This window comes from Kitasatospora sp. NPDC127116, from assembly GCF_042677365.1.
In the GTDB taxonomy this organism is placed as follows: Bacteria; Actinomycetota; Actinomycetes; order Streptomycetales; family Streptomycetaceae; genus Kitasatospora; species Kitasatospora lactacystinica.
In genome coordinates this window covers 16,218-37,675 of sequence record NZ_JBHXTL010000045.1, presented here as the reverse complement: position 1 = coordinate 37,675, position 21,458 = coordinate 16,218, and the positions used below count along the sequence as shown (strand labels likewise).

The following is a 21,458-nucleotide window of genomic DNA, read 5'->3' as shown; positions in this document are numbered from 1 at the left end:
GACCTCCTGGCAGGTGGCCGTTCCGGGTGATCGGTCCGGATTGGCCGCTTTCGTCCCTCCATGCTCTCCCACGAACGGCCCAGCCACGAACGGCCGAACGTCCCGGTCCCCGGGGCCGGAGGAGCCAAATCCCCGACCCCGGGGACCGCGCGTCACCGGACGGTCACCGAACGGTCACCGGCAGGGTCTCGTAGCCGCGCAGCACCAGGCGGTCGCGCCGGGTCGGGACGCCGCCCGGGGCGAGCCGGGGGAAGCGGTCGAGCAGGGCGGGCACCGCGACCTCGGCCTCCAGCCGGGCCAGCTGGGAGCCCAGGCAGAAGTGGGTGCCGCCGCCGAAGCTGAGCGGCTGGCTGTCGGTGCGGGTCGGGTCGAACACCTCGGGGCGCTCGTACCGGGCCGGGTCGTGGTTGGCCGAGCCGATCAGCAGGGTCACCGCGTGGCCGGGCGGGATCGGCAGGCCCTCGACACTCAGGCCCTCCTCCAGCGCGACCCGGCCGGTGGCCTGCACCGGGGAGTCGAAGCGCAGCACCTCGTCGGTGAACCCGGCCGGGGTGATCGCGCCGCTGCGCAGCCCGGCGGCCGCCTCGGGGTGGCGGAACAGCAGGGCCAGGCCGTTGCCGAGCAGATTGGTGGTGGTCTCGAAGCCGGCCACCAGCAGCAGCACCAGGTTGGCCAGCAGCTCCTCGGCGGAGAGCCGCTCGTCGTCCGCGGCGGCGATCCGGGCCAGGTCGGTGACCAGGTCGTCCTGCGGCCGGGCCAGTCGCTCGGCGGCCAGCTCGGTGAAGTAGCGGGCCAGCTCGTCGGCGGCCTCGTCGGCGGCGGCCAGCTCGTCCAGGTCCTGGATGATCTCCAGCGCGACGGTCAGGTCGGAGGCGAGGTCGCGGAAGCGGTAGCGGTCCTGCTCGGGGACGCCGAGCAGCTCGCAGATCACCCCGACCGGCAGCCGGAAGGCGAAGGCGTCCATGAAGTCCACCGGCGAGCCGTCGGCGCCCTGCTCGGCCATGCCGTCCAGCAGCCGGTCGACCGCCGTCTCCACGGCCGGGCGCAGCGCGGCGACCCGGCGGGCGGTGAACACCGAGGCGATCAGCGAGCGGACCCGGGGCTGGTCGGGGGCGTTGCGCTGGAGGATCGAGCGGCCGAACAGGGCCAGCGAGGAGTGCACGGCGTACTCGGGGGCCAGTCCGGCCATCATCTCGGCGGTCGCCACCCCGAAGGCGGGCGTGCGCAGCACCTTGTTGACCGCCGCGTAGCCGCTCACCACGAACATGCCGTCCCCGGCCGGGACCACCGGGCCCAGCTCTCGGGCCCTGGCGTACAGCGGGTACGGATCGGTCCTGACCTCCGTGGTCATCAGCTGTTCGATGATCGCCGCGCCGTCCATCCGGTGCTCCCCTCCCGAGATCACGCTTCCTGTCCGGTCAACCGCCGTCGGGCGCGGCGGAGTTCCCGTACCCACCGGAATCGCGCGGCGGGGCGGGGCGGGCCGATGCGCGCGGCGCGGCGGGGCGGGCGCGGACGGCTCGGTAGGGTGACCGGCATGGAGATCTGGATCAACCCGCGGTGCGGCAAGTGCCGGACCGCACTCGGCGAGCTGGACGGCGCCGGAGTCGAGTACACCGTGCGGCGCTACCTGGAGCAGCCGCCCACCGCGGCCGAGCTGGTACAGGTGCTGGAGCGTCTGGGCCTGGAGCCGTGGGACATCACCCGCACCGACGAACAGGTCGCGAAGGACCTGGGGATGAAGGGCTGGCCCCGGGAGGCGGGTGAGCGCGACCGCTGGATCGCGGCGATGGCCGAGCACCCGATCCTGATCCAGCGCCCGATCATCACCGCGGACGACGGGCACGCCGTCGTGGCCCGCACCCCCGAGGCCCTCAAGTCCGTCCTGCCGTAGGGGCCTTGCGGCCGGATCGGCCGGTCAGTGGACCTGGATCCGCTCCACCGGCCGACCCGGGTGCCAGTTGTGCACGAGCAGGTGGTCGCCCTCCACGGAGGTGTGCACCACCTGGTCGAGCTCCAGCCGGAACGCGTGGAACGGGCCGGGCGGCGCCTCGGGCAGATCGGCGGCGAAGGCGGCGAGTTCGGTCTCGTCGGTGACCTCCACCGCCCTGCCGGAGACCTTGGAGTCCCCGCCGGCCATGGTCTCGTCCCCCGGGTGCGCGTGCAGTGCGAAGCGGGCGTCGCGCTGGAGGTCACGCGCCTTGACCGCGCCGTACATCGACCCGATCCACAGGTCGGCTCCGACGAATTCGACCTCCGTGCCGCTGACCCGGGGCGATCCGTCCTTGCGCAGCGTCGCCATGACGTGGTGCTTGTTCGCCTCGAACCGGGCCCGGACCAGGGGCGCCAGATCGGGGGCCTCGTGCTCGAAATCCTGCCAGGTAGCCATGGCGCCAGTCTGGCACCCGGCACCGACGGCCGCCGTGCGCGGACGACCGGACGGGCGGGGGCCGGGACCCGAAGGCGGGCGGGCAGGACGGCGGGCGGCACGCGACAGCACGCGGGACGCGCCAGCGGGCGGCCGGGCGGGGCGGTCCTGCGGACCGGGGGCGCCGGGCCGCTGTCGGTGGCCGGTGCCACACTGGCCGGGTGACCACCACGACCACGTACATCGCCTTCCTGCGGGCCGTCAACGTCGGCGGCCGGACGGTGCGGATGGAGCGGCTGCGGGCGCTGTTCACCGAGCTCGGCCTGGGCAACGTCCGCTCCTACATCCAGAGCGGCAACGTCTTCTTCAGCACCGACGAGCCGGACCGCGCGGCGCTGACCGCGCGGATCGAGGAGCACCTGGAGCAGGCGCTCGGGTACCCCGTGCCGGCGCTGCTGCGGACGGTGGACGAGGTGGCCGGCCTGCTCGCCGCCGAGCCCTTCCGGGGCGTCGAGATGACACCGGACGTCCGGCTGGTCGTCGCCTTCCTCTCCGAGCCGCTGCCGGGCGGATTCACCTTCCCGTACCGCTCGCCGAAGGGCGACGTCGAGGTGCTCGGCGCCGACCCGGGGGCCGCGTACGTGGTGATCCACCTCCGGGACGGCAAGTGGGTCACCAAGGACATGTTCGGCAAGGCCTACCGGGGCACGGTCACCTCCCGGTTCCTGCACACCGCGGAGAAGATCCTGGCCGCCGCCCGCAAGGACTGACGGCCCGTACGGCGCCCCGGAACTGGCCGGGCGGCACGGCCGGAGCACCCCGCCCCGGGCGGCCCGGAACACGCGGAACCGCCCGGCCGGAAAGGGCGTCTGGACTGCCGTGACGTACGAACCCCGCGCCCGTGCACGGCGTGATCTGGACAGCCTGAGTCGGCCGCGCCGACAATTTGGCCATGACGACTCCTGAGCTCCCCACCGGCGCGGCCGGTCCGACCGGCGCGGTCCGACCCTCCGACGCCGAGCGGGACCAGGCGCTCGGGGTGCTGCGGGACGGCGCGGGCAGCGGGCGACTCTCGCACGACACCTTCCTCGGCCGGATGGACATCGTCCTGCAGGCCACCAGCCGCGGCGAGTTGGACGCGGCGGTGGCCGGGCTGCCCACCGGCGGGCCGGTCGAGCGCTTCGTGCTGCGCACGGTCGGGCGGGCGTCCGCCTTCGGCGACCGGCTTGGCCGGGCCTGGCGCACCGAGCGGCTGCCGGGGCTGAGCCTGCCGCAGGCCGGGGCCGGGCAGTTGACGATCGGCCGGATCCCCGGTTCGGGACTGCGGCTGCACGACGCCTCGGTGTCCCGGCACCACGCCGAACTGCGGCACGAGCAGGGCAGCTGGGTGCTGTACGACCTCGGCTCGACCAACGGCACCCATGTGAACGGGCGCCGGATAGCGGGCGGCGTACGGGTCGGCCCGGGCGACCAGGTGCGGTTCGGGAACCTGGAGTTCCGGCTCGCCGCGTTCTGACCGGCGTTCCGCGTCCGCGCCCGCGCTCCGGGTCAGTGCGGGAACTGCCGGGGCGGCCGCTGGCGGGGCAGCTCGTCCTGGAACTCGGCGATCACGGTGGCGATCTGGCGGGTCACCACGGTGTGCTCCAGCCGGTCCAGGTACCGGTTCTCGGCGGCCAGCGCCTCGACCGTGACGCCGAAGTAGAGCGTCATCAGCGGATTGACGAAGAGCTGCTCGTCCTTGGTCCGCTCGGTGAAGCGGACGTCGCCGAACTCGCCGCGCAGCGCCGCCGCCACCGATCCGTTGACGATGCTGGGGTGGTCCGGGAAGGCGGCCCTGGCGTGCTCGACGGCGTCCAGGTAGAGCACGCCCTCCCGGCTGTCGCGCGGGATGGAGAAGGCGCCGAGGTAGCCGCCGGCCCGGTCGATCGCGGCGAGGTTCTCCAGCACCAGGGAGTGGTTGACGCCGTGGTAGGCGTCGATGCCGAAGCCGAGGCAGGCGACCAGCCGCTCGGGCACCTCGGACAGGCCGGCCACCGCGCCCAGGCTCGCCATGTCCTCCTCCGGGGTGCCGAGTCCGACCTCGTCGCCGCGCATCAGGATGTCGGTGCCGCCGTCGACCAGCAGGATCGCGTCCACGCCCAGGCGGGCGACCAGCGCGCGGTAGGCCTCGCGCAGCGGCTGCACGCCCACCGTCGGGAAGGCCCACACGGTGTCGGGCATGCCGTGCCGGTTCAGCCAGCGGGCCAGGGTGCGCTCCGGGAAGTAGCCCTCGGGGGCGGCGGTGTCCGGCCCGATCCGGGCCACGTCGGGCTCCGCCCAGACGTCGAGGGGCAGGCCGTAGAGGTGGGTGAAGGAGAGGTTGGCCAGGTGCACCTCCTTGCCCGCGGCCCGCAGGGCGAGGGCGATCGGCAGCCCCGCGTACACGTCGAAGCCGCCGCCGGCTCCGGCGATCAGAATGCGCTCGGCGGCCAGCAGCCGGGTGATCAGCGGTGGTTGCAGCAGAGAAGTCACCGGCGGACGGTAGCAGGGCGGTGTCGGGACGGCGGCGCCGGAGGCCCGGGCGTCGCACCGCAGGCCCGGGCGTTGTCGGTGGCGGGTGCGAGGATGCGGGCATGACCGAGGAGACGGTTCCCACCCCCGACGTGCTGCGCGAAGCCCAGGAGCGGGCCCGCGAGTTGATCCGGTGCGGCTTCCAGGAGCCGGACGAGATGGCCGGGTCCCTGGTCGAGCACCTCGACGACCAGGGGCTGACGCAGGAGGAGGCGGAGCGGATCCTCGCCCCGCTGTGGACCGAGCGGCTGGCCGAGCAGGCGGCCTGGCCGGAGACCACTGACGTGGACCGGCTGGCGGACGCCTTCGACGCGCTGGAGGACCGGGGCATCGTCGCGGCGATGGACTTCACCTGCTGCGCGGGCTGCGGCTACGCGGAGATCGGCGGCGAGGCCGGGACGGACTCGGTCGGCTTCGTCTTCTTCCACCAGCAGGACACCGAGGCGGCGGCCGCCGGGCGGGGGCTGATGCTGCGCTACGGCGGGTTCCGCGCCGGGGAGGAGACGGCCGAGGTGTCGGAGCGCCGGACGGTGGAGGTCGGGCGGGCGGTGGTCGCCGCACTGGAGGCGGTCGGGCTTCCGGCGGAGTGGGACGGCTCGCCGCACGCGGCGATCCGGGTCGCCCCGATGGAGTGGCTCAACCGCCTGCCGGGGTAGGGCGTGTCCTGTGGGTCCTGTCGGATCAGGGCGCGGCGTCGGGGACGCCCTGGGCGCCGGGGAGCGCTTCGTCGTGGCGGGGCGCTTCGTCGTGGCGGGGCGCTTCGTCGTGGCGGGGCGGTCAGTCCCGCTCGATGTGCACTTCGGCGTAGTGGTCGTCCTTGTTCGTCTTGCGCAGGGTGATCCTGACGCCGCCGACAGAGGTCTCGGAGTCCTTGGTGGCGGTCTTCCTGTCGTCGCCGACGGTCACCTCGGCCGAGTTGTCGCCGATGTGGCCGACGGTCATCCTCATCGGGTTGTCGCCGCCGAAGACCTTGACGGTCTTGGTGCCGTCGGCCTTGTCGGTCTTGATGCCGACGGTGCACTTGTGGTCGTCCAGGCAGAGGGCCACGCCGCCCTCGCAGGCGGTCAGTCCGGCGCCGAGCACCAGGACGGCGCCGGCGACGAAGAACGCGGGGCCGCGTCGGAGGCGGGTCCCGGGGCGGGTGCGGTGCGGGCCGGGTGTGCTGCGCGCTGTGGTCATGCGGTCGACGGTAGTGCGGCGGGCACGGCCCGCCATCAGCCGTCGGCGTGACGCCTTCCCTGGTGCGGCCCGGAGCGGCCGGGGCGGCCCGACCCCGAGAGCGGTGGGTCTAATCCCCTAGGGGGAGTGGGGAGTTGAGCTCTTCCCCGCACTGGGGACCGGCTCGGCATATGCCACCGTCCCCTGCCTCCGGCTCATGCCACGCGCGTAGATCAAGGGCCCGCGAAGAGCCCCGGAGTCAGTCCGCGATGCGCCCCAGGCCGTCGAGGCCGAGACCGGCGCCGGCGGCCGGAGCGTCCGGCGGGCCCCACAGCGGCGAGGTGCAGCGCTGGTAGGTCGCGTGCCAGTGCGGCCAGTTGCGGGCCACGTCGTCGTCGCACTCGGCCAGCAGCCGCTCGACCAGTTCGGGCTCCACGCCCTCCAGGAGCCAGGCCAGCGCGTCCGCCGTGCCGGGGCCGTCGGCCAGGCGCAGCAGATCCAGCAGCTCGCCCAGCCCGCCGAGCCGGGAGCCGTCGGCGATCACCCGCTCCATCCGGGGCAGCAACTGCCGCTCCTCGATCCGCAGGTGGGTCTCCAGCCGGGCCGCGAGGTCCTCCATCGCGTACGCGACCGGCCAGGCGCTGCCGGTGTCCCGGCTGGCGATCCGCACCAGCGTGGTGACCCGGGTGAAGGAGTGGTCCAGGTTGTGGTGGTCGTCCTCCAGCCAGTTGAGCAGCAGCCGCAGCTCGGGCGCGAAGCGGCGCACGATCGGCCACAGTCGGGTGTCCTGCTGCTCGTGGTGGCAGGTGAGCATCGCGGTGATGAAGTTCCAGTGCCGCAGCAGGGCCTCGCCCTTGTCGTCCTCGTCGGGCTGGAGCAGCCGCAGCGCGTTGGGCAGCCGGGCGAGGTCCCGGCGCAGCGCGGCGTGCACCAGGCGGAGCCCGGAGAACCGCAGGACGGCCGGCTCGTCGGCCGCGACCCGTCCGTACGCGTCCGCGCCCAGCGAGGCGGCTCCGGACTTGCCCTGCGCGGGCACGGTGGGGACGGGCTGGGGCACCAGGTGGATCGGCATGGCACTCTCTTCACGGCTTGGGGCACGGCGGGTGGTGGCGGCCGGTGGAGGACCGCCCCAGCCAAGGTGCTCGCAGTCGATCAGAAGCGAATCAATGTCCGATTGACGCGCAGGTCACGGGCCTGCGGACGGGCGGCGCGACCCGCTCGGAGCCGCCGGAAAGCAGGACCGCCGGCGTCGGGAGCGCGAACGCGTCCCGGCACCGGCGGTACGGGTGAGAGCAGTGCGGCAGTCCGAGCAGTGCGGCAGCAGCGCGGGCAGCACGGGCAGCACGGGCAGCACGGGCAGCACGGGCAGCCGAAGGGCAGGCCCTCAGTCGGCCGCCGGCCCCGCCAGGTGGGCGGAGAGCCACACCAGGGTGTCCGGGATCATCTTCTTGAAGTCCGAGGTCAGGTGCTTGCCGCCGGGCTGCTCGTGGTACTGGAGGCTCACCGGCGGGACCGCCTTGTCCACCCAGCTCTTGACCACCTTGGTCTCGTACGGGTTGGCGCCGCCCGCGGTGACCAGCATGCTCACGTCGGCCTTGCCCTGGGCGACCAGCACGTCCGGGTTGTTGGCGGCCCGCTCCGCGTCGTGGCCCTTCCACAGCCCCGAGTCCGGGATGAAGTAGCCGTCGATCGGCACCGCGGCCTTGTAGACCTGCGGGTACTGGAGGGCGAGCTTGGCGCTGCAGAAGCCGCCGGTGGAGGCGCCCATCACGCCCCAGCCGTCGCGGCCCTTCACGGTGCGGAAGTTGGCGCGGACGAAGTCCGGGAGGTCCTCGGCCATCCAGGTGGCCATCTTGGGCTGGCCCGGGATGTCGGAGCAGTCCAGCGCGTTCTTCTCGTCGCTGTTGAAGTTCTGCACCGGCATGATCATGATGAACGGGTGGGACTTGCCCTCCTTGACCAGCCGCTCGTTCTCCTCCTGGATCGGCAGCTGGTTGTCGGTCCAGGTGTTGTAGCCGTTGCTCTGGCCGCCCGCGAACAGGGTCAGCACCGGGAAGCCGGTCTTGGCGAACTTGGGGTCGTTGTACTCGGGCGGCAGCCAGACCCAGACCTGGCCGGTGACGCCGGACTTGGCGCCGGTCACCTTGGTCATCATGATCGGGCCGGCGCCGGTGTCCCGGACCTTGTTGAGGGCGGCGGCGGGCCCGGTGGGCATCAGCACCTTGCCGGAGGAGGCCGCGGTGGCGGTGCCGGTCGCGGCCGGGCTGGTGCCGCCGGCGCTCGGGCTGCCCGCCGAGCTGCTGCCGCCGGCCGGGGTGGCGCTCTTGGCGCTGTCCCCCTTCCCACCGCCGGAACTCCCGCAGGCCGCGAGCGAGGCGGCCAGGGCGAGCACGGCGGCGCCGGACAGGACGGCGCGGGAACGGGACGACTGCCTAAGCACGGTGAGGACTCTCCGACCGATGTCGCGCCCGGTCCGTCTGACCGGGCGGCGGCCCCCCGGTGGGGCCGGACAGACCGGGGGCACAGCGCTGGTGCGTCCCCCGGAGCGATGGCGCGCCGCCCCTCGCGGGGGTGCGCCTTCCTGCGATCTTATGACGTGGGCCCGGGTGGCCCGGTTGCGCGGTGGCCACCGGAAATCCAATGTTTGTTCGCGATCGGGTAAAGGCCTTCACCACTCCCCCCGGTCGGCGGGGGTCGGATGGCGGGGGTGGCCGCCGGGCTCCCGCCGAGCCGTCCGGATTTTGGTGGCTTTGACCAGTGACGGCGGGTCGCCGGTCCGCGACGATCTCCAGGGCACGCCCAGGGCCGACCGGGAACAGTCATCGAGGAGGGTGCCATGAACCAGCGGATCGCCGTCGTCACCGGAGCCGGGAGCGGCGTCGGCCGCGCCGTGGCGGTCGAACTGGCCGCGGACGGCTGGCGGACGGTGCTGGCCGGCCGGCGGCCCGGAGCGCTGCGGGAGACCGCCCGGCTCTGCGCCGCCCCGGCCGACGTGGTGCCGGCCGACGTCACGGACCCGGAGGCGGTGGACGCGCTGTTCGCCGCGGCCGCCGGGCGTCACGGCCGGGTGGACCTGCTGTTCAACAACGCCGGCGCCTTCGGCCCGGCCGTCCCGCTGGAGGAGCTGTCGGTCGAGGACTGGCGGGCCGTCGTCGACCTCAACCTGACCGGCGCCTTCCTCTGCGCCCGGGCCGCGTTCCGGCAGATGAAGGCGCAGGACCCGCAGGGCGGCCGGATCATCAACAACGGTTCGATCTCCGCGCACGTCCCGCGCCCGCACTCGATCGCCTACACCGCGACCAAGCACGCCGTCACCGGCCTGACCAAGTCGCTGTCGCTGGACGGCCGCCCGTACCGGATCGCCTGCGGGCAGATCGACATCGGCAACGCGGCGACCGACATGACGGCGGCGATGGGCGCGGGCGTGCGTCAGGCGGACGGCCGGATCGCCCCCGAGCCGACCATGGACGTGGCCGACGTGGCGCGCACCGTGCGGCACATGGCCGGGCTGCCGCTGGAGGCCAATGTGCAGTTCGCCACCGTGCTGGCGACGGCCATGCCGTACATCGGGCGGGGGTGACGGACGGCCGCGCCGCCCGCCTCCCGGTCGCCCTCGCGGGAGATCCCCGCCGGAACGGGCCGACGGGGATCCGGGGCGGGCCTGGGCCCGCGGCTCACGGCCGCCAGGTGTCGTTCAGCGCGACGGTCCCGCCCGAGGGCACCGTCGCCGTCCGGTTGGCGCCGGACTCCCAGGTGACCGCGCCGCTCGCGTCCTTGCGGACGTACTTGTACTGGAAGGACGTGCCGGCCGGCAGCGACAGCGCCAGCGACCAGACCGGGTAGCCGGCCGAGGAGAGCGGCAGGGCCTTCGCCGGGTCCCAGGCGCCGAGCGCCGCCGCGTCGCCGACCACGTAGACGTTCTGCCCGACCGAGGTGGTCGCGTTGACGTTGAAGGAGGCGCCGGAGACGCTCGCGCCGGACTGGACGTACAGCGCGACCGCGTCGCCGGCGCCGACCGTCGCGGTGAACTGCCCGTTGGCGCCCACCTGGTACGTCGGGCCGGTGCAGCCGCCGCCGGACTGCGGGTCGCCGTGCTGGACGTCGCAGTAGGTGCCGGCCGGCAGCCCGGTCTGGAAGGTCCGGGTGATCGCGCCGCCCTCGTGGTTGATCGCGACGTAGCCCTTGTTGCCGCGTCCGAAGGCGATCGCGTTGCCGCCGTTGGACCACCAGTCGGTCACTCCGGTGCCCGCCACCGCGTTGCGGAAGCCGACCATGTTGGCTATCTGCCGCCAGGCGTGGGTGCAGTTCCAGCCGTCCTGGTAGCAGGCGTTGACGGTGCCGCCGTTCGGCGGGCCGTCGTCCTTGTTGGCGAAGGAGTAGCCGGAGTGGATGTCGGGGGCGCCGTACGGCGAGGCCAGCAGGAAGACGTTGGCCAGCGTGTAGGTGTTGCCGTAGGTGTAGTTGAGGGTGGAGCCGTTGCGCTCGGTGTCCCAGTTGTCGACGAAGGCGCGCGCCTGCCCGTTCGGCAGGTAGCCCCAGGAGGCGCCCCAGCCGCTGAGGTTGGCGAGCTTGTCGGTGGTGAACATCCGCTTGAGGTCCGTGCCGACCCGGAACTCGTCCACGTCGCCGGTGCCGGTGTACTCGGTGGGCTGGACCGGCTCGCCGGCGCCGTAGATGACCTCCTGGACCCAGTAGGCCGCGGGGTTGGCCATCCTGGCCTTGATCGCCGCGAGGTCGGCGGCGGCGATGTGCTTGGCGGCGTCGATCCGGTAGCCGTCGACGCCGAGCGAGGCGAGGTCGTCCAGGTAGTGCGCGATGGTGGTCTGGACGTACGCGCTGCCGGTGTTCAGGTCGGAGAGGTTCTCCAGCTCGCAGTTCTGGACGTTGCCGCGGTCCTGGTAGTTGGTGATCGGCTGGCGGCAGGTGTGGAAGTCCTGGTCCTGGTAGGTGCCGGGGTAGGTGTACTTGGTGTACGCGGTACCGCCGGTGCCGGTGCCGGAGCCCGCCGACATGTGGTTGACCACCGCGTCGGCGATCACCTTGACGCCGGCCGCGTGGCAGGCGGCGACCATGTTCTTGAAGGACGTGCGGTCGCCGAGCCGTCCGGCGATCTTGTAGCTGACCGGCTGGTAGGAGGTCCACCACTGCGCGCCCTGGATGTGCTCCTGCGGCGGGGAGACCTCGACGAAGCCGTAGCCCTTGGGGCCGAGGGTGGAGGTGCAGGCCTGGGCGACGGAGTCGAAGCGCCACTCGAAGAGGGTGGCGGTGACGTCCTTGCCGTTGTTGGCCGGCGGGGCGGCCTGGGCGGCGGGGGCGCCCAGGGAGGTGCCGAGCGAGAGCGCGAGCGCCGCCGAGGCGGCGAGCGCACCGGCCGCGCGGGCGGGCCTGGGGGTCCTCCCGGCCGAGGGCCGGGGCAGGGTGGGGGCGGTGGTGACCACGTCGTCTCCTGAGGGGGTGGCTGGGGTGGGGCAGCCGGAGGTGAAGCCTGCAGGAAGTTTCTGCAACTTGCCGGAAACTTGCAGCGCCGAACCTAGAGGCGCCCGCGAGGGCCGTCAAGACCTCGGCCGAAACCCCGGACGGCACGACAAGGGCCCGGCGGCCGTAGCCGCCGGGCCCCTCACCTGTCCTGGTTCACCGGCCCGTCAGGAGCCGGCCCGGGGTCAGCCGGTCTGGACGGAGGTGTCGTCGATCACGAAGCTGGTCTGGAGCGAGGCGTCCTCGGTCCCGGCGAACTTCACGGTGACCGTCTGGCCCGCGTAGGCCGACAGGTCGAAGGTGCGCTGCTGGTAGCCGGCCGCGGCGTCCACGTTGGAGTAGGTCTTCAGCGCGGTGCCGTTGACCGACACGGTCAGCTTGTCGTACGCGGTGCTGCCCGACTCGGCGGTGTCGATGTGCAGCCAGAAGCTCAGCGTCGCCTTGCAGCCCGACGGGATGCTCACCGTCTGCGACAGCGAGTCCGAGTGGGTCGAGCCGTAGCCGTTCATCCACGCCTTCCAGGAGCCGCCGTGGGCCGCCTGGGAGGAGCTGTTGTCCACCACGCCGCTGGACGCCGTCCACGGGGTGGCGGTGCCGGTCTCGAAGCCCGCGTTGCCCAGCAGCTGCGCCGGGGTGCAGCTGCCGCCACCGGTGGAGACGGTCCAGGTGAAGCTGGTGCTGCCGGTCTTGCCGGCCGAGTCCTTCGCCGTGACGGTCACGTTGTAGGTGCCCGCGGTGGAGGCGGTACCGGTGATCGCGCCGGAGGAGGAGATCGACAGGCCGGTGGGCAGGCCGGTCGCGGTGTAGGTCAGCGGGGCGGTGCCACCGGTGGCGCTGACCTGGAGGTTCACCGCACCGCCGACGGCGGTGGACTGGTTGCCCGGGTTGGTGACGGTGACGCCGCCGCTGGGCGCGGTGCCGACGTTGACGCCCGCCCAGGCGGTGCTGACCGCGGTCAGCTCGGCGCTGCCGGCGCCGTACAGGTCGGTGGCCGCCTTCTCCGTCGCGACGCGCGCCGCGGCGTAGTTGGTGCTGGAGGTCATGTAGGTGGTCAGCGCGCGGTACCAGACGGCCGCGGCCTTGTCCCGGCCGATGCCGGTGACCGTGATGTTGCCCTGGGTCGGCGAGTCGTAGCTGACGCCGTTGATGACCTTCGCGCCGCTGCCCTCGGACAGCAGGTAGAAGAAGTGGTTGGCGACGCCGGACGAGTAGTGGACGTCCTTGTTGCCGACGGTGGAGGACCAGTAGTCGGCCGAGGCACCGTCCTTGGACGGCTTGTCCATGTAGCGCAGCGGGGTGCCGTCGCCGTTGATGTTGATCAACTCACCGATCAGGTAATCGGGGTTGTCGGTGGGGATGTTGGCGGAGAACTCGACCATGGTGCCGAAGATGTCCGAGGTGGCCTCGTTGAGGCCGCCGGACTCGCCGGAGTAGGTCAGGTTGGCGGTGGCCGCGGTGACGCCGTGGCTCATCTCGTGGCCCGCGACGTCCAGCTCGGTGAGCGGCGCGGTGTTGTTGCTGCCGTCGCCGTACGTCATGCAGAAGCAGGAGTCGTCCCAGAACGCGTTCACGTAGTTGTTGCCGTAGTGGACGCGGCTGTAGGCGCCGACACCGTCGTTGCGGATGCCGTTGCGGCCGAAGGTGTTCTTGTAGTAGTCCCAGGTGGCCGCGACGCCGAAGTGGGCGTCGACCGCGGCGGACTCGCCGTTGTTGACGGTGCCGTCGCCCCAGGTGTCGGTCGCCTTGCTGTACAGCGTGCCGGTGCCCGAGGACCCGTGGTTCAGGTTGGTGGTGTACATCCCACCGCGGGTGGTGTCCTTCATCTGGAACGTCGAGCCCGACTGGGTCGTGCCGATGGTGACGTTGCCGACGAAGACGCCCTTGCCGGAGCCGGTCTCGATGCCGTCCCACTGCTGGATGACCTGGCCGCTGGTGGCGTCGGTGACGACGTGCATCTTGCTCGGGGTGCCGTCCGACTTGGTGGAGGAGACGACGGTCTCCCAGGCCAGCCGGGGGGTGTTGTCCCCGGCCCAGACCACCAGGCGCGGCGCGGTGTCGACCGCGGTGCCCGACTCGGCGGCGAGCGCGGCGCTCTGCGCGGCCGGCGCGGCCAGCTTCGGCGTGGTGCTCACACCGCTCAGCGAGGCGGTGCTGGCCCGGTCAACGCTCTTGGTCGCACCGGTGGGCGCCTGGTGCACCACCAGGTCCCCACCCAGGACGGGCAGTCCGTCGAGGGTGCGCTCGTACCGCAGGTGGCGGGTGCCGTCCGCGTCCTGGATGACGTCCCTGGTGACCAGCTTCTCGGTGCCGCTCAGGCCCAGGGTCTGGGCGAGGGAGGCGGTCTGCTGGTTCGCGGCGGAGATCAGCTGGGCGCGGCTCGCCTGCTGGGCCGCGACGGCGGCCGGCGCGTCCGGCGTGGCCGCCTGGGCGATCACCGGTATGCCGGTGACCAGCAGCGCGGTGGAGGCGGCCATGACAACCGCCGCCTTCCGGGCGTGAGCGTAACGGGACATGCGGACTCCTTTTCCGACCGGCGCTGGGTCGCGCACGGTGGAGAGAAACCTGGGCCGCGGTTGCGGCGCAGTGGGGGCCCCCGCCGGGTACGACGGGAGTGCGGATGCGTTGCTCACAACTCGTTTGCAGGGTCGGGACGCGCTGCACCTGAACTGGAACAGCTGCACCGGGGGGTGGGGCCCCCTCGTCTACAGCCGGGGGAATCGTGGCAGCTACCGAGCGGTTAATGACAGATGCATGCCACGGATTGGCCGATTCATTACCGAAACCGTATGCAGGACGGTTCGTCAGTTGTGTTACCCCGTGACGAACTCGTGAACACGGTTTTCATGCCCCGGACAAAGTTCGATCACTGCCGACGGTCGGTGACCAGCACTCAGGGCCGCTTCCCCCCGCGGAGAGCGGCCGCCAGCGCCCGGCGGACCCGGCACATCACAGTTCCGGCCGTGCCATCAACGGTTTTCGGCCATTGTGCGTCCGGAACGGAACCTTGCCGTCCCCGAACCGGAGCCGGGCCCCGCACCACCTGAACAGTGGTACGGAGCCCGGGAGTTGTCGCAGTGTACGAATCAGTGTTGGACGAACACCGCCACGGTTCGGCCCGGCACGGTGAAGGTGCCGGTCGCGGCCTCGAAGCCGGACCGCTGCACCACCCGGTCCGCCCCGCCCGCCTGGACGGGGTGCAGCGCCTGGCCGGTGCCCCGCAGGGCCGGCACGGTCTGCGCCTGCGCCGCGGGGGTGGCGTTGAAGACCACCGTGATGCCCTTCTCCGCCCCCGGCAGCCCGGTGCCGTCCAGGTGCAGGGTGATCACCCCGGGCGTCTCACCGGCGGTGCCGGAGAGCGGGTAGGAGAGCCGCTGCTGGACGGCGGCCAGGCTCGGCAGCGAGAACAGCGGCGAGGACCGCTTGATCCGCAGGAACTCCTGGTACTGCGCCGAGGCCGCCCGGATGTCGGCCGCGCCCACCGTCAGCCTCGGGTTCGCCAGCAGGGACCGCGCGGCCGTCCACTGCTCCTGGTTGTCCTTCGCCATCGGCAGGCCGCGGCCCCAGCCGTTGCCGTCCGCGGCGTCCCAGTGGATCGCGTTGAACCAGTCCCCCGAGTCGTAGGAGTTGGAGTCGAGCGACTTGGAGCGCAGCAGGTCGCTGCCGGCCTGGGCGAAGCCCGCGCCCTGGGTGAGCGTGGTCAGCGAGAGCGCGAGCGCCTGCATCCGGGCCCGGTCGGCGGGCGCGGTGCCGGTCGGCAGCTTGTACGCGAGGGCGTCGAAGAGGTCGGTGTTGTCGTGGGCGTCCACGTACTCCACCGCCTCGCCGGGCTTCGCCGCGTACCCGGTCGGGGCGCCGTTGTAGTCGACCTGGGCGCCGGTGACGGGCTTTCCGGAGCTGTCGGTGAAGGAGTAGCCGGCCAGGTTGCCGGTCAGTCCGACCTTCAGCTGGTCCATCCCGTGCAGCAGCCGGGCCTTCTGCTCCTCCGGGGTGCCGTTCGCGGCCGAGCCGTTCGGGTCGGTGTACAGGCCCGAGGCGAAGCCCTGCTGCGGGGCGGAGTTCAGCATGAAGTTGCCGCCGCGGGCGGCGTCCCGGATCCGGTCGTCGAAGGTGGCGATGCCGGTGCCGGCCATGTTGGCCTGGGTGGCCTGCTCGAACCGGGCGTTGTCGGCGACCGCGCCGAAGTTCCAGCCCTCGCCGTACAGGAAGACGTTCTTCCCGTCCACGCCGTCCGAGTCCGGCGTCATCCTCCGCAGCGCGGACTGCACGTCCAGCATGGTGGACTTCGGGTCCAGGCCCATCAGGTCGAAGCGGAAGCCGTCCACCTTGTACTCGCGCGCCCACAGCGTCACCGAGTCGACCACCAGCCGGTTCATCATGGCGTGCTCGGGCGCGGTGTCGGCGCAGCAGCTGTCCGTCGTCACCCTGCCGTCGGCGTCGAGCCGCTGGTAGTAGCCGGGGACCACCTTGTCCAGCACCGAGTGCTCGGCCTGGCCCGCGGCCGCGGTGTGGTTGTAGACCACGTCGAGCACCACCCGCAGCCCGGCCGCGTGCATCGCCTGCACCATCTGCCGGAACTGCACGGTGCGCGCCGTCCCCCCGGGGTCGGTGGCGTAGGAGCCCTCCGGCACGTTGTAGTGCAGCGGGTCGTAACCCCAGTTGTACGCGTCGTCGGCGGCGACGGCCGCCACGCACTCCTGCTGCTTCGGGCCGTCCGGGGGAAGGGACTTGAGGTCGCAGGCCGGCAGCTTCTGGTCGGCCCGGTTCTCCCGGACGGTGGCGATGTCGAAGGTCGGCAGCAGGTGGATCGTGGTCACCCCGGCATCGGCGAGCTCCCGCAGGTGCCGCATGCCGGCCGAGTTCGACTCGGTGAACGCCAGGTAGGTGCCGCGCTCGGCGGCCGGGACGGTGGGGTCCTCCACCGAGAAGTCCCGGACGTGCAGCTCCTGGATCTGCTGCTGCGCGGGCGCGACGGCCTGCGGGCGGGCGTGGTCGTCCCAGCCCGCGGGCTTGAGCTCCTTGGCGTCGAGGTCGGCGACCAGGCTGCGCCGGGAGTCGGTGGACAGCGCCACCGAGTACGGGTCGGTGACGGTGTTGACCACCAGCTGCTGGGTCGAGGGCGCCCAGACCTTCACCTGGTACAGGTAGTACTTGCCGTCCAACTCGCGCTTGTCACGGACGACTTCCCACACCCCGGTCTCGTCGTCGAGCTTCAGCGGCAGCGTCTTCGGGGTGCCCCCGGTGGCGCTGTCGAAGACCTGGACGGAGACCTCCTGCGCGGTCGGCGCCCACAGCGACAGCGCCACCTTGCCGTTGTAGTGGGCCGGCCCGAAGTCCACCTTGCCGGTCCGCCCGGCGTACAGGTCGTCCAGCACGCCCGGGATCTGCACCCCGGTGGCGGCCAGGACGGCGCCGCTGGGCAGGTGTTCGGTGAACAGCAGCTGGCCGCGCAGCGCGGCCGGGACGCGGGCGGCGTCCCGGGCGTCCACGGTGAAGGCCCGGTAGCCCGCCAGGTGCGGGTACTTCGCCTTCTGGGCGTCGGTCGGCCCGCCCTTGACCGGGGTGAGCCGCAGCCACTGGCCGGGCTTGGTCAGCACGCCCTTGTCGGCCTTGATGCCGCCGGCCGGGTCGTACACCAGCTGGGCGCTGGTGCCGCCGGCCAGGGCCTCGTCGCCCGCGCCGTAGGTCGCCGGGACGACGACGGTCCTCGCGTCGATCCACTGGGCCCTGGCCCCGGTGAGGTCGATCTGCGCGGAGGCGGCCGGGTTCTGCGGCAGCAGGTAGCCCTCGCGGCCGCCGAGGATCCAGACCTCCTTGCCGTTGACGGCGAGGTCCAGCGACTGGTCGGCGGGCAGGTCCTTGTCGTTGCCCTTGTGCAGGATGTAGCTGAGGCTGGTCGCCCCGGGGGCCAGCGGCACCTCGAAGACGGCGCCGAAGGCGTCGCGGCGCACCGGCGCCAGCGGCTTGCCCCAGTCGGTCGGGGTGGCCGCGCCGGTCCAGTCGTGCAGTCCCCAGCCTTCGTAGTCGCCGTCGGCCCGGTTGTAGTGGATGACGGCGGTGTTCGCGGGCTGGGTGTTGCCCGGGCCGGGGTCGGCGGTGCGCACCGCCGGGTCGCCCTGCTTGAGCCACACCTCCCCGGTGCTGCCGACGTCGAGGTGCCGGTCGGCGTCGACGTCCTTGACGCCGTCCTTCTCCACGACGAACCCGACGTCCGAGGCGCCGGGCTTCAGCCGCACGTAGGCGAAGGCGCCGTACGCGTCCCGCCCGGTGAAGGCGTGCCCGGCCGGCCACGGGGTGGCCTCGCCGTCGGCGAGGTCGCCCCAGGCGTAGAGGTTCCAGCCGTCGTAGTCGCCGTCCGGCCGGTTGTAGTGGACGACGGCGTACGGGCGGGAGCCCGCGGTGGGCGCCGGCTTCGGTGCGGGGGCGCCGGTGGTGAAGCTCGCGGTGGCGGAGCGCAGGTGGCCGCCGGAGTCCTGCACGACGGCCTTGTAGCGGACCACCGTGCCGGGGGCGACGGCGCCGAGGTCCTGGGTGACCTTGTAGACGCCGTTGTCGGCCGTGCCGAGGGTCTGCCAGGGCCCGTTGCCGATCTGGGCGGCGAAGCTCACCCGGTCGAAGCCACCGCCGTCGACCTTCGCACCGACCGTGACGAGTCCGCTCGAACCGTCCGCCGGCGGCCGCACCGCGAGCTGCGGAGCCGGGCCGACGGCCGCGAGCCGGGCTCCCGCCTTGAACACGACGGAGGACAGCGCCGGCACGGTGACGGTCACCCTGCGGTCGGCGCCGCTGGTGATCCGGTCCCCCGCGGACGGGTAGATCCGGTCGAAGCCCGTCCCCGCCGAGAAGGTGTCCAGGGTGACGGTCTTCGCCTCGGCGGCGTTGTTGACCGCGACCAGGTACTCGACCTGCTGCCCGGCGTCGATCCGGGAGAAGGCGTACACGCCCGCGCCGTCGGCGGCGTACCGCTCGACCTGGGCGCCGTCGGCCAGTGCCGGGTTGTCGCGGCGCAGCCGGGCCAGCCCGGCGATGCCCTGGTAGAGCTCGCCGCCCTGCCCGTAGCGGTCGGCCGGGCCGGAGGGGCCACCGAGCACCCGGTCGCCGTTGTAGGAGGCCGTCTTCGAGGCGAACAGGTCCTGCCGGGCGTCCTTGTCGCCGCCCGCGCCGGTGAAGCCCTGCTCGTCGCCGTAGTAGACGACGGGCTGGCCGCGGGTGAGGAACTGCAGCTCGTTGCCGAGCCGGTCCTTCTTCAGCAGCGTGGCGTCGTCGGCGCCCGGGTTGTCGGCGAGCAGGAAGGAGCCGAAGCGGCCCATGTCGTGGTTGCCGAGGAAGGTCGGCAGCTCGTACGCGTCGGTGTCGGCGCCGGTGTAGCGGTAGTCCTGGCCGTAGACGTCGGCGAGGCCGCGTGCCGAGCCGCCCTGGGAGACGTAGGAGCGGGCCGCGCCCTGGAACGGGAAGTCCAGGGTGGCCTGGAGCCTGCCCTTGGTGACGTACGGCGAGGTGACCGCCGGGTCCCCGGAGTAGACCTCGCCGAACATGAAGAACTTCTTGTTGCCCTGCTTGGCGGCGAAGTCCTTGAGGGCGGGCGCCCACTGCTGCCAGAAGGCCATGTTGACGTGCTTGACGGTGTCGATCCGGAAGCCGTCCACGCCGGCGTCCTTGACCCACTGCTGGTAGACCTTCTCGAAGCCCTTCACCACCTTGGGGTTCTGGGTGTCGAGGTCGTCCAGGCCGCTGAAGTCGCCCTCGGTGGCGGACTCGCCGACGAAGGTCGAGTCGCCCCGGTTGTGGTAGAGCGCCGGGTCGTTGAGCCAGGACGGGGTCTTGGCCCCGGCGTCGGCCGGGGTGCGGAAGACCGGGGTGTAGGGGAAGGAGTCCTTGGTGGTCCGCGGCCAGGGGGCTCCCGCGTCGGCGACGGCGGTCTCGTCCACCGGGTTCCCGTCCGCGTCGAGCGTCGGGTAGGCGCCGGCGGAGCGGTAGCCGTACTGCTTCTCGGCGTAGTCGACGACGTCGGCGGTGTGGTTGGTGATGACGTCGAAGAAGACCTTGATGCCGCGGGCGTGCGCCTTGGCTATCAGCTCCTTGAGCTGCTCGTTGGTGCCGAAGTGCGGGTCGACCTGGGTGAAGTCGGTGATCCAGTAGCCGTGGTACCCGGCCGAGGCGTCGGCCCCGCTGCCCTGCACGGGCTTGTTCTTGAAGATCGGGGCCATCCAGATCGCGGTGGTGCCGAGGTCCTGGATGTAGTCGAGCCGCTGGATCAGCCCGGCGAGGTCGCCGCCGTGGTAGAAGCCCTTGTCGGCGGGGTCGAAGCCGTTCTCCAGCCGCCCGCCGGTGATGCCTCCGCCGTCGTTGGCGGCGTCGCCGTTGGCGAAGCGGTCGGGCAGGACGAAGTAGAACTGTTCGCGGGTGAGGTCGTGCCGCCCTGCGGTGGCCGCCAGCGCGGCGTCCGAGGGCGGGGCCGGCGGGGCGGCGGCGAGGGCCGCGGGGGCGCCGCCGAGGGTGGCGGCGGTCAGTGCGGCGGCCAGCAGGACGGCGGTGCGGCCCGGCGGTCTGCGGCGGCCGGTGGTTCGTCGGGCGGTGCTCCGTCGGGGACGGAGCGGGGCATCGGCCACTGAGGGCTCCCTTAGGGGAAGGGGCGATCGATTTCCCAGGAAGCTAGCGGCCTGCAATATGTTTCAGCAAGATGCTGAAACCGTTTCGTGCCGGGAAATTTCCAGGTGGGCGACCGTCTCCGACCACCCCGATTACTCCCTCGGAGCGACGGGCGTGACAATGGGACGTATGTCCGTCCCACCGGTACGCACCGAACCCCAGAGCACCCCCTACCCCGGTGGGAGCCGGCCCCTAGCCCTCAAGGGGGACAGCCGGTGAAGAATCCACTTCCAGAGGATGAGCGGACGGCTACGAGCGGTCTGGCAGACTTGCCGTCCATGGGGGAACCGACCGAGATCCAGCGAGGCGACGCCGGGCGCGCCGACGCGGCCAGTGGTGGCGGTTCCGAAGCAGCGAAGGCCCTCCCCGGCCGCCTGCCCGATGGAGCCACCCGTGCCGCACAGTCCCGTACCGCCGTCCTGCGCGGCCGCATCGGCGCCCAGCGCCGGTCGCCGGCCAGACCGCGGATCTGGTTCGAACTGGCGCTGATCGGGATCAGCTACTGGATCTACTCGATCGTGCGCAACGCGGTTCCCGAACAGGAAGCGATAGCCCAGAAGCACACGCGCTGGATCTGGGACCTGGAACAGCACCTCGGCATCGCCGTCGAGCGCTCGATCAACCACGCCGTGGACAGCGTCGGGTGGCTCATCACCGGGATGAACTACTACTACGCGACACTGCACTTCGTGATCACGATCGGCGTGCTGGTCTGGCTCTACCGCAGCCACCCCGGGCGCTACGTCGCGGCCCGCACCGTGCTGTTCGTGACCACCGGGATCGCCCTGGTCGGCTTCTACTTCTTCCCGCTGGCCCCGCCCCGGCTGATGACCGACGGCGGCTTCATCGACACCGTGAAGGTCCACGGGACCTGGGGCTCGATGGCCTCCGGGCCCGCCGCGCACGTCTCCAACCAGTACGCGGCCATGCCCTCGATGCACATCGGCTGGTCGATGTGGTGCGGCCTGGCGATCTTCTTCCTGGCCCGCCGGACGTGGGTCCGGGTGCTCGGCCTGCTGTACCCCGCCGCCACCCTGGTGGTCATCGTCTCCACCGCCAACCACTTCTGGATGGACGCCGTCGGCGGCGAGCTCTGCCTGGCGGTGGGCTTCCTCGCCGCCCGCTGGCTCTACCACGAGTGGGTCTACAAACTCCCCAGGGTGCCCGCCCGGGAGACGGCGGCCGAGCAGCCGGTCACCGTGCCCGAGCAGTGGAGCGAGCCCGCGGTCAGCAGCGCACGCCGCTAGCGGCGCCGCGCCGG

15 protein-coding genes are annotated in these 21,458 nt (G+C 72.4%); 6 read left to right on the top strand and 9 right to left on the bottom strand.

From position 1 onward, the window contains the following. Positions 1-163: 163 nt before the first annotated feature. Positions 164-1,405 (bottom strand): cytochrome P450, encoded by a 1,242-nt coding sequence (locus tag ACFVHV_RS19715; protein WP_380352399.1) that lies wholly within the window; start codon positions 1,403-1,405, stop codon positions 164-166. Positions 1,406-1,537: 132 nt separating this feature from the next. Between ACFVHV_RS19715 and ACFVHV_RS19710 the strand changes: the two genes are divergently transcribed. Next, on the top strand, positions 1,538-1,894 hold the full coding sequence (locus ACFVHV_RS19710; protein WP_380352397.1) for an arsenate reductase family protein: 357 nt from the start codon (positions 1,538-1,540) through the stop codon (positions 1,892-1,894). Positions 1,895-1,918: 24 nt separating this feature from the next. On the opposite strand, the gene ACFVHV_RS19705 is transcribed toward ACFVHV_RS19710, so the two are convergent. Further along, the gene (locus tag ACFVHV_RS19705; RefSeq protein WP_359896970.1) at positions 1,919-2,389 is read right to left on the bottom strand and encodes a pyridoxamine 5'-phosphate oxidase family protein; all 471 of its coding nucleotides are present in this window, start codon (positions 2,387-2,389) and stop codon (positions 1,919-1,921) included. A gap of 200 nt (positions 2,390-2,589) precedes the next feature. Here ACFVHV_RS19705 and ACFVHV_RS19700 point away from each other — a divergent pair, with 200 nt between their 5' ends. Continuing rightward, positions 2,590-3,138: a DUF1697 domain-containing protein gene (locus ACFVHV_RS19700; protein ID WP_380352395.1), complete on the top strand. Its 549-nt coding sequence runs from the start codon at positions 2,590-2,592 to the stop codon at positions 3,136-3,138. Between the two features lie 182 nt (positions 3,139-3,320). Continuing rightward, entirely contained in the window at positions 3,321-3,884 is a 564-nt protein-coding gene (locus ACFVHV_RS19695) for a DUF1707 and FHA domain-containing protein (protein ID WP_359896967.1), read from the top strand. A 32-nt stretch (positions 3,885-3,916) separates the two neighbouring features. Here ACFVHV_RS19695 and ACFVHV_RS19690 read toward each other — a convergent pair whose 3' ends face one another. Beyond that, positions 3,917-4,879, bottom strand: coding sequence for a DUF1152 domain-containing protein (locus tag ACFVHV_RS19690; protein WP_359896965.1), 963 nt, complete (start codon positions 4,877-4,879; stop codon positions 3,917-3,919). Positions 4,880-4,980: 101 nt separating this feature from the next. Between ACFVHV_RS19690 and ACFVHV_RS19685 the strand changes: the two genes are divergently transcribed. After that, entirely contained in the window at positions 4,981-5,574 is a 594-nt protein-coding gene (locus tag ACFVHV_RS19685; protein ID WP_380352392.1) for a DUF6891 domain-containing protein, read from the top strand. 121 nt (positions 5,575-5,695) lie between these two features. On the opposite strand, the gene ACFVHV_RS19680 is transcribed toward ACFVHV_RS19685, so the two are convergent. The 3 genes from ACFVHV_RS19680 to ACFVHV_RS19670 all read right to left on the bottom strand — a co-directional run bounded on the left by ACFVHV_RS19680 (position 5,696) and on the right by ACFVHV_RS19670 (position 8,516). Continuing rightward, the gene (locus ACFVHV_RS19680) at positions 5,696-6,097 is read right to left on the bottom strand and encodes a hypothetical protein (protein WP_380352391.1); all 402 of its coding nucleotides are present in this window, start codon (positions 6,095-6,097) and stop codon (positions 5,696-5,698) included. A gap of 238 nt (positions 6,098-6,335) precedes the next feature. Next, the gene (locus ACFVHV_RS19675; RefSeq protein WP_359896960.1) at positions 6,336-7,148 is read right to left on the bottom strand and encodes a hemerythrin domain-containing protein; all 813 of its coding nucleotides are present in this window, start codon (positions 7,146-7,148) and stop codon (positions 6,336-6,338) included. Between the two features lie 312 nt (positions 7,149-7,460). Then, the gene (locus ACFVHV_RS19670) at positions 7,461-8,516 is read right to left on the bottom strand and encodes an alpha/beta hydrolase (RefSeq protein WP_380352389.1); all 1,056 of its coding nucleotides are present in this window, start codon (positions 8,514-8,516) and stop codon (positions 7,461-7,463) included. A 396-nt stretch (positions 8,517-8,912) separates the two neighbouring features. Between ACFVHV_RS19670 and ACFVHV_RS19665 the strand changes: the two genes are divergently transcribed. After that, positions 8,913-9,656: an SDR family oxidoreductase gene (locus tag ACFVHV_RS19665; RefSeq protein WP_380352387.1), complete on the top strand. Its 744-nt coding sequence runs from the start codon at positions 8,913-8,915 to the stop codon at positions 9,654-9,656. 94 nt (positions 9,657-9,750) lie between these two features. On the opposite strand, the gene ACFVHV_RS19660 is transcribed toward ACFVHV_RS19665, so the two are convergent. From ACFVHV_RS19660 to pulA, 3 genes are all read right to left on the bottom strand, one after another. Continuing rightward, the gene (locus tag ACFVHV_RS19660) at positions 9,751-11,514 is read right to left on the bottom strand and encodes a carbohydrate-binding module family 20 domain-containing protein (RefSeq protein WP_380352385.1); all 1,764 of its coding nucleotides are present in this window, start codon (positions 11,512-11,514) and stop codon (positions 9,751-9,753) included. Between the two features lie 222 nt (positions 11,515-11,736). Further along, a complete protein-coding gene (locus ACFVHV_RS19655; RefSeq protein WP_359896955.1) occupies positions 11,737-14,064 on the bottom strand; it encodes a M4 family metallopeptidase in 2,328 nt (775 codons plus the stop codon). 570 nt (positions 14,065-14,634) lie between these two features. Further along, positions 14,635-20,157 (bottom strand): pullulanase-type alpha-1,6-glucosidase, encoded by a 5,523-nt coding sequence (gene pulA, locus ACFVHV_RS19650; protein WP_380352383.1) that lies wholly within the window; start codon positions 20,155-20,157, stop codon positions 14,635-14,637. Positions 20,158-20,475: 318 nt separating this feature from the next. On the opposite strand from pulA, the gene ACFVHV_RS19645 reads away from it, so the two are divergent. Then, a complete protein-coding gene (locus ACFVHV_RS19645; RefSeq protein WP_359896951.1) occupies positions 20,476-21,444 on the top strand; it encodes a phosphatase PAP2 family protein in 969 nt (322 codons plus the stop codon). Positions 21,445-21,458: the final 14 nt, after the last annotated feature.

Bases quoted from the DNA above. Each gene is read 5' to 3' on its own strand.
- ACFVHV_RS19675 (WP_359896960.1), bottom strand. From the start codon at position 7,148: ATGCCGATCCACCTGGTGCCCCAGCCCGTCCCCACCGTGCCCGCGCAG.
- ACFVHV_RS19705 (WP_359896970.1), bottom strand. From the start codon at position 2,389: ATGGCTACCTGGCAGGATTTCGAGCACGAGGCCCCCGATCTGGCGCCC.
- ACFVHV_RS19655 (WP_359896955.1), bottom strand. From the start codon at position 14,064: ATGTCCCGTTACGCTCACGCCCGGAAGGCGGCGGTTGTCATGGCCGCC.
- ACFVHV_RS19645 (WP_359896951.1), top strand. From the start codon at position 20,476: ATGGGGGAACCGACCGAGATCCAGCGAGGCGACGCCGGGCGCGCCGAC.
- ACFVHV_RS19710 (WP_380352397.1), top strand. From the start codon at position 1,538: ATGGAGATCTGGATCAACCCGCGGTGCGGCAAGTGCCGGACCGCACTC.
- ACFVHV_RS19665 (WP_380352387.1), top strand. From the start codon at position 8,913: ATGAACCAGCGGATCGCCGTCGTCACCGGAGCCGGGAGCGGCGTCGGC.
- ACFVHV_RS19695 (WP_359896967.1), top strand. From the start codon at position 3,321: ATGACGACTCCTGAGCTCCCCACCGGCGCGGCCGGTCCGACCGGCGCG.
- ACFVHV_RS19680 (WP_380352391.1), bottom strand. From the start codon at position 6,097: ATGACCACAGCGCGCAGCACACCCGGCCCGCACCGCACCCGCCCCGGG.
- ACFVHV_RS19685 (WP_380352392.1), top strand. From the start codon at position 4,981: ATGACCGAGGAGACGGTTCCCACCCCCGACGTGCTGCGCGAAGCCCAG.